This is a genomic window from Prevotella pallens ATCC 700821 (assembly GCF_000220255.1).
Taxonomy (GTDB): domain Bacteria; phylum Bacteroidota; class Bacteroidia; order Bacteroidales; family Bacteroidaceae; genus Prevotella; species Prevotella pallens.
Genome location: NZ_GL982513.1, coordinates 1,574,747 through 1,580,552, shown reverse-complemented (window position 1 = coordinate 1,580,552; position 5,806 = coordinate 1,574,747). Strand labels below are relative to the sequence as shown.

Below are 5,806 nucleotides of genomic sequence, written 5' to 3'. Positions count from 1 at the left end.
AAGTTACTGATTTTTAGCGACATGTGCAACTTTTTACATTCATATTTCTGATATTTTATCTATTGATTAATTCCGCCAACGGGTATTGGAATAATAGACACTTAGTTCTACAAGGCATGCAAGAATTTATGTTTTTCTGTTGAAATGATATCAGCCTTTAATGAATGTTCGTAAATAGGCTTTTCAAATAAGTATTATTCATAATTGCATTTAAAGAGAAAAAGCGAAATTTCTTTATATCCTTTTAATCGTTCTCAGTAAAAGTTAGTATCTTTGCAGGGCTAAATAATAAAAAATAATAAGAATATGTATCGAACTAAAACTTGTGGTGAACTCCGTTTAACAGATGCAGGTAAAGAAGTTGTACTTGCGGGTTGGGTCCAACGTTCACGTAAAATGGGCGGTATGACTTTCGTTGATTTACGCGACCGTTATGGCATTACACAACTTGTATTTAATGAGGCTGAAGATGCTGGTCTTTGTAATGAAGCCAACAAATTGGGTCGCGAATACTGCATTAGCGTTAAAGGTATTGTAAACGAACGTCAAAGTAAAAATAGTAAGATACCAACTGGCGATATTGAGATTATTGCTAAGGAATTGACTATATTAAGTAGCTCGCTAACTCCACCTTTTACAATAGAAGATAATACAGATGGCGGAGACGATCTCCGAATGAAATACAGATATTTGGATTTACGACGTTCAGCAGTGCGTCGTAACTTAGAATTACGCCATAGAATGACTATTCTTATTCGTAATTTCCTCGATAAACTAAACTTTATAGAGGTGGAAACACCTATATTAATAGGCTCTACTCCAGAAGGAGCACGCGATTTTGTTGTACCTTCACGAATGAATCCAGGTCAGTTCTATGCACTCCCACAAAGTCCACAAACGCTGAAACAGCTATTGATGATAGCAGGTTTCGACCGCTACTTCCAAATTGCGAAATGTTTCCGTGATGAAGACTTACGTGCTGATAGGCAACCAGAATTTACCCAAATAGATTGCGAAATGTCATACGTACATCAAGAAGACGTTCTTCAAGTTTTTGAAGATATGGCTCGCTATTTATTTAAAGAAATTAGAGACGTAGAACTTCCCGCTAAGTTAGAACAAATGACATGGAACGATGCAATGAAGCGTTATGGTTCTGATAAACCTGATATCCGCTTCGGAATGGAATTTGTTGAACTTATGGACGCTCTAAAAGATAAAAGCGATTTCTCTGTTTTCAACGAGGCTAACTATATAGGTGGAATCGTAGTGCCTGGTTGTGCTCATTACAGCCGTAAACAACTAGACGAACTTGCCGATTTTGTAAAACGTCCACAAGTAGGTGCAAAGGGGTTAGTTTACATCAAATACGATGAAAATGGCACAGCAAAGAGCTCTGTAGATAAATTCTTCACACAAGAACAATTACAAGACGTGAAGAAAACTACAAATGCAAACAATGGCGATTTAGTACTGATATTGTCAGGCGACAATGCTAATAAAACTAGAGTACAACTATGCTCATTACGTTTAGAAATGGGAAATCGTTTAGGATTGCGCGATAAAAATACATTTAAATGTTTGTGGATAGTAGACTTCCCACTATTTGAATGGAGCGATGAAGAACAACGTCTTATGGCAACTCATCACCCATTCACTATGCCAAATCCAGAAGATCTGCATTTACTCGACGAACATCCAGAACAAGTACGAGCATTAGCATACGATTTCGTATGTAATGGAATTGAAGTTGGTGGTGGCTCTATTAGAATTCATGATACAGAATTACAAGAAAAGATGTTTGAAGTATTAGGATTTACTAAACAACAGGCAGAAGAACAATTTGGTTTCTTAATGAATGCATTTCGCTATGGTGCACCTCCTCATGCAGGTATTGCATTCGGACTAGACCGTTATGTAAGCATTATGGCAGGGCTCGATACAATCCGCGATGTAATAGCTTTCCCAAAGAATAATAGTGGACGTGATGTAATGCTCGATGCACCTTCAGCTTTAGCTCCAAAACAACTTGATGAATTGCAGATAAAATTAGATATAAAAAGCTAACTTTTGTTGATGTAAATCAATAAAAAACATATTGCACTTCATTATGACTTTAAAGTTGTTTCTTTTTTGTCAATAAATTAGCTACATTAAGATATTTGATGTATATTTGCAACCCAATAAGAGTTCGTCTTTTATTAACTACAGTAGTATTTAAATGTGGACAAATAATTATGGTAGAAAAGAAAAACGTCACTAAGACAACAACAAAACGAACAGCAACCAAGAAGGCTTGTGTGAAAAAGGCTCCAGTGAAAGTAGATCTAAGTTCAGAAAATGTAGGATTTAAAGCTGGTGATGTATATAATGCACTCGTTGCAGAAAATAGAGGTTTAGCTGTATCTGAGATAGCAAAGACTGCAAATATTAGTATTGAAGAGGCATATCTAGGAATAGGTTGGCTTCTGAAAGAAGGAAAGATTAATAGCGAAGACGAGAAATTAGTCCTTGCTTAGTAAACGAATAGAATTAAATAGGGGTCTGTATTTAGAAGTATAGACTCCTTTTTTTATGCAATACGAAAAGGATATATTGCTGTTACTGATTGAAGCTGGCGAAAAAGGATTGTCAGTGAGTAAGATTACGCGTCATATATTTAACACATATAACTCATTCTTTTTATCGTTAAATATCGAAGATACACATCAAGAAGTACAACAATGTCTCTTAAAAATGAGTAAGCGCCCAAACTCTATGTTAGGAAGAGTTAGGAAAGGTGTTTACTGTATAAATATTAATAATCAAGAGGTTAGGCATCTACAATTAAAATTTTCGCATGAATGCGATATTAAGAAAGATGAAAAGACACAGACAGACCTTAGTTTGAATTTGTTTGAGTAATACAGAAATATACTAAGAATATTTGTTTGTTGGATATTTATTTGTATATTTGCACTTATTCATCGAATAATAAACTAAGCCTAAAAGAGAGTTATGATACATACAAACAATCATCTTGTTATAATGGCAGGAGGGGTCGGAAGTCGTTTCTGGCCTATGAGTACAGCTGATAAACCAAAACAATTTATCGATGTATTAGGTGTAGGCAGATCGTTGATGCAACTTACCTATGATCGACTAAAAGGTATTACAAAGCCTGAAAATGTTTGGGTTGTAACAAATGCGAAATATTGCGAATTAGTTCACGAACAATTGCCTGATATTCCAATAGACAATATTTTAAGTGAGCCGTGTAGAAGAAATACAGCACCATGTATTGCATACGTTAGCTGGCGAATAAAGAAATCCGATCCCAAAGCGAATATTATCGTAACTCCAAGCGATCATATCGTTACTAATCAAGAAGAGTTTCGTAGAGTTATAACTAATTGCCTGAAGTTTACATCAGAAACCGATGCTATTGTTACATTAGGAATGAAACCTTCTAGGGCAGAGACAGGCTATGGATATATACAAGCAGACTTAACAACTCCTTCAGCGCGTAATAAAGAGATATTCCGTGTAGACCAGTTTAAGGAGAAACCAGATGCTGAAACTGCAAAAAAGTATATCAGTATGAACAATTTCTTTTGGAATGCTGGTATTTTTATCTGGAATGTATCAACAATTGTAAATGCGTTTAGAATATATCAACCAGGAATTGCACGTATTTTCCAACAACTTTTTGATGTATTAGGTACGCCTGAAGAGCAATTATATATAGATAAGATGTATCCAGAATGTGAGAGTATATCAGTAGACTATGCTATAATGGAGAAAGCTGAAGAAATATTTGTTTGTCCAGCTGATTTTGGTTGGAGCGATCTTGGTACATGGGGCGCATTATATCTACAAACACAACACGACCTTTATGGTAATGCTATTATAGGTAAGAATATACAGATGTATGATAGTAAGAATTGCATTATACATGCTACTGAAACAAAGAAAGTTGTAGTTCAAGGTCTTGACGGCTATATTATTGCTGAAGAAGATGGAATGTTGCTTATTTGTAAGTTATCAGAAGAACAAAGAATAAAACAGTTTTCTGAAGATAAATGATGTGGAGTTAAGTTCTTTAAATACTTATTTATAACTTTAGAAGAAAATAATAAATGGATAAGAAAATAGCATTAATAACAGGAATTACAGGTCAAGATGGAAGCTACTTAGCCGAGTTTCTGATAGAAAAAGGTTATGAAGTACACGGTTTGCTGCGACGTAGTTCTTCTTTTAATACAGGGAGAATAGAGCATCTGTATTTAGACGAATGGGTTCGAGATATGAAGAAAGAGCGTTTAATAAATCTACATTGGGCAGATATGACAGATTCCTCTTCTTTAATTCGAATTATTGGTGAAGTAAAGCCAACTGAGATCTATAATCTTGCTGCTCAAAGCCACGTTAAAGTAAGTTTTGATGTACCAGAATATACTGCAGACACTGATGCTGTTGGCGTATTGCGATTGCTAGAAGCTGTACGTATTTGTGGATTAGAAAAAGTATGTAAAATTTATCAAGCATCGACTTCAGAATTGTTTGGTAAAGTTCAAGAAGTTCCACAAAAAGAAACAACTCCTTTTTACCCTCGTTCTCCATACGCTGTAGCAAAACTTTATGGTTATTGGATAATGAAAAACTATCGAGAATCTTACGGAATGTTTTGTTGCAACGGTATTCTCTTTAATCACGAGAGTGAACGACGTGGAGAAAATTTTGTTACTCGTAAGATTACATTAGCAGCCGCACGTATCTCACAAGGTCTGCAAGATAAACTTTACTTAGGTAATCTTAGTGCACAACGAGATTGGGGATATGCCAAAGATTATGTAGAATGTATGTGGTTAATTCTACAAGAAAAGGAACCTGATGACTTCGTTATTGCAACAGGAGAAATGTATACTGTGCGCACTTTTTGTACTGCTGCATTTAAAGAAGTTGGTATAGAAATTGAATGGCGTGGTGAAGGTATTAATGAGAAAGGATATAATAAAGCTACAAATCAACCGATAGTAGAAGTAGATCCTAAGTACTTTAGACCTGCAGAAGTAGAACAACTACTTGGTGATCCAACAAAAGCAAAAACAAAGTTAGGGTGGAATCCTCGCAAAACAACCTTTGAACAGTTAGTAAAAATAATGGTTGAACACGACATAAAGTTTGTTAAAGAACAGTCGTGGAAGGTTTAGTTGCCAAAGATTCTTAGAATAGTAAATACTAATTAGGCGATTGCTTTCTTTTATAGTCAATCACCTAATTAGTATAAATGAATTTAGTTGAATACAGAAAATATAAATCTTTTATAAATGTATTCTTAGAAAGTCTTCTAATTCTTGATATAAAAGATTTTATTTTAATACTAACAAATAGTTTATGCGCTCATCTATTTGCTTAATCCTTATGCTTCTCTCTATTCCAATTTGTGCTCAGAGTTATCCAAAATTGGTTATTATAAATAGTCCTCCCTTATAAACCTAATATTCTTCTGATTCATAGTATATTATGCTATAAATTATTTGCAAATATCTGCAAGTTTTTGTACCTTTACACTATAATTCTTGCAGATATTTATGCTTAAACGTACATCTAAACAGCTCTCTATGTTCTCTTCTTTAGAGGACATGCTTAGTCATCAACATCCCCTTTTCCAACTTAGTAATAAGATTAATTGGGAATGTTTTGAAAATGCTTTTTCTCCTTTGTATTGCAGCACTAACGGTCGCCCTGCTCATCCTATTCGCCTGATGTGTGGTCTTTTAATTTTAAAACATTTGCGTAATGTGTCAGATGAAATGGTTGTTTC

The 5,806-nt window shown here is 34.7% G+C and carries 6 protein-coding genes; all 6 read left to right on the top strand.

The window, feature by feature from the left end; genetic code table 11:
• Positions 1-306: 306 nt before the first annotated feature.
• Complete coding sequence (gene aspS / locus HMPREF9144_RS06125) at positions 307-2,067, top strand: aspartate--tRNA ligase (protein WP_006045048.1); 1,761 nt, start codon at positions 307-309, stop codon at positions 2,065-2,067.
• Between the two features lie 170 nt (positions 2,068-2,237).
• The gene (locus HMPREF9144_RS06120; protein WP_006045047.1) at positions 2,238-2,519 is read left to right on the top strand and encodes a winged helix-turn-helix domain-containing protein; all 282 of its coding nucleotides are present in this window, start codon (positions 2,238-2,240) and stop codon (positions 2,517-2,519) included.
• Between the two features lie 55 nt (positions 2,520-2,574).
• Complete coding sequence (locus HMPREF9144_RS06115) at positions 2,575-2,904, top strand: hypothetical protein (RefSeq protein ID WP_006045046.1); 330 nt, start codon at positions 2,575-2,577, stop codon at positions 2,902-2,904.
• Between the two features lie 93 nt (positions 2,905-2,997).
• Positions 2,998-4,065 carry a mannose-1-phosphate guanylyltransferase gene (locus HMPREF9144_RS06110; protein ID WP_006045045.1) on the top strand — a complete coding sequence of 356 codons (1,068 nt, stop codon included), beginning with the start codon at positions 2,998-3,000 and terminating at the stop codon, positions 4,063-4,065.
• 53 nt (positions 4,066-4,118) lie between these two features.
• Entirely contained in the window at positions 4,119-5,192 is a 1,074-nt protein-coding gene (gene gmd / locus HMPREF9144_RS06105; RefSeq protein ID WP_006045044.1) for a GDP-mannose 4,6-dehydratase, read from the top strand.
• Positions 5,193-5,573: 381 nt separating this feature from the next.
• A partial coding sequence (locus HMPREF9144_RS14075) for a transposase (protein WP_174262613.1) occupies positions 5,574-5,806 on the top strand: 233 nt, incomplete at its 3' end.

Coding starts and splice junctions, on each gene's coding strand:
- aspS (WP_006045048.1), top strand. CDS start 307: ATGTATCGAACTAAAACTTGTGGTGAACTCCGTTTAACAGATGCAGGT.
- HMPREF9144_RS06120 (WP_006045047.1), top strand. CDS start 2,238: ATGGTAGAAAAGAAAAACGTCACTAAGACAACAACAAAACGAACAGCA.
- HMPREF9144_RS06115 (WP_006045046.1), top strand. CDS start 2,575: ATGCAATACGAAAAGGATATATTGCTGTTACTGATTGAAGCTGGCGAA.
- HMPREF9144_RS06110 (WP_006045045.1), top strand. CDS start 2,998: ATGATACATACAAACAATCATCTTGTTATAATGGCAGGAGGGGTCGGA.
- gmd (WP_006045044.1), top strand. CDS start 4,119: ATGGATAAGAAAATAGCATTAATAACAGGAATTACAGGTCAAGATGGA.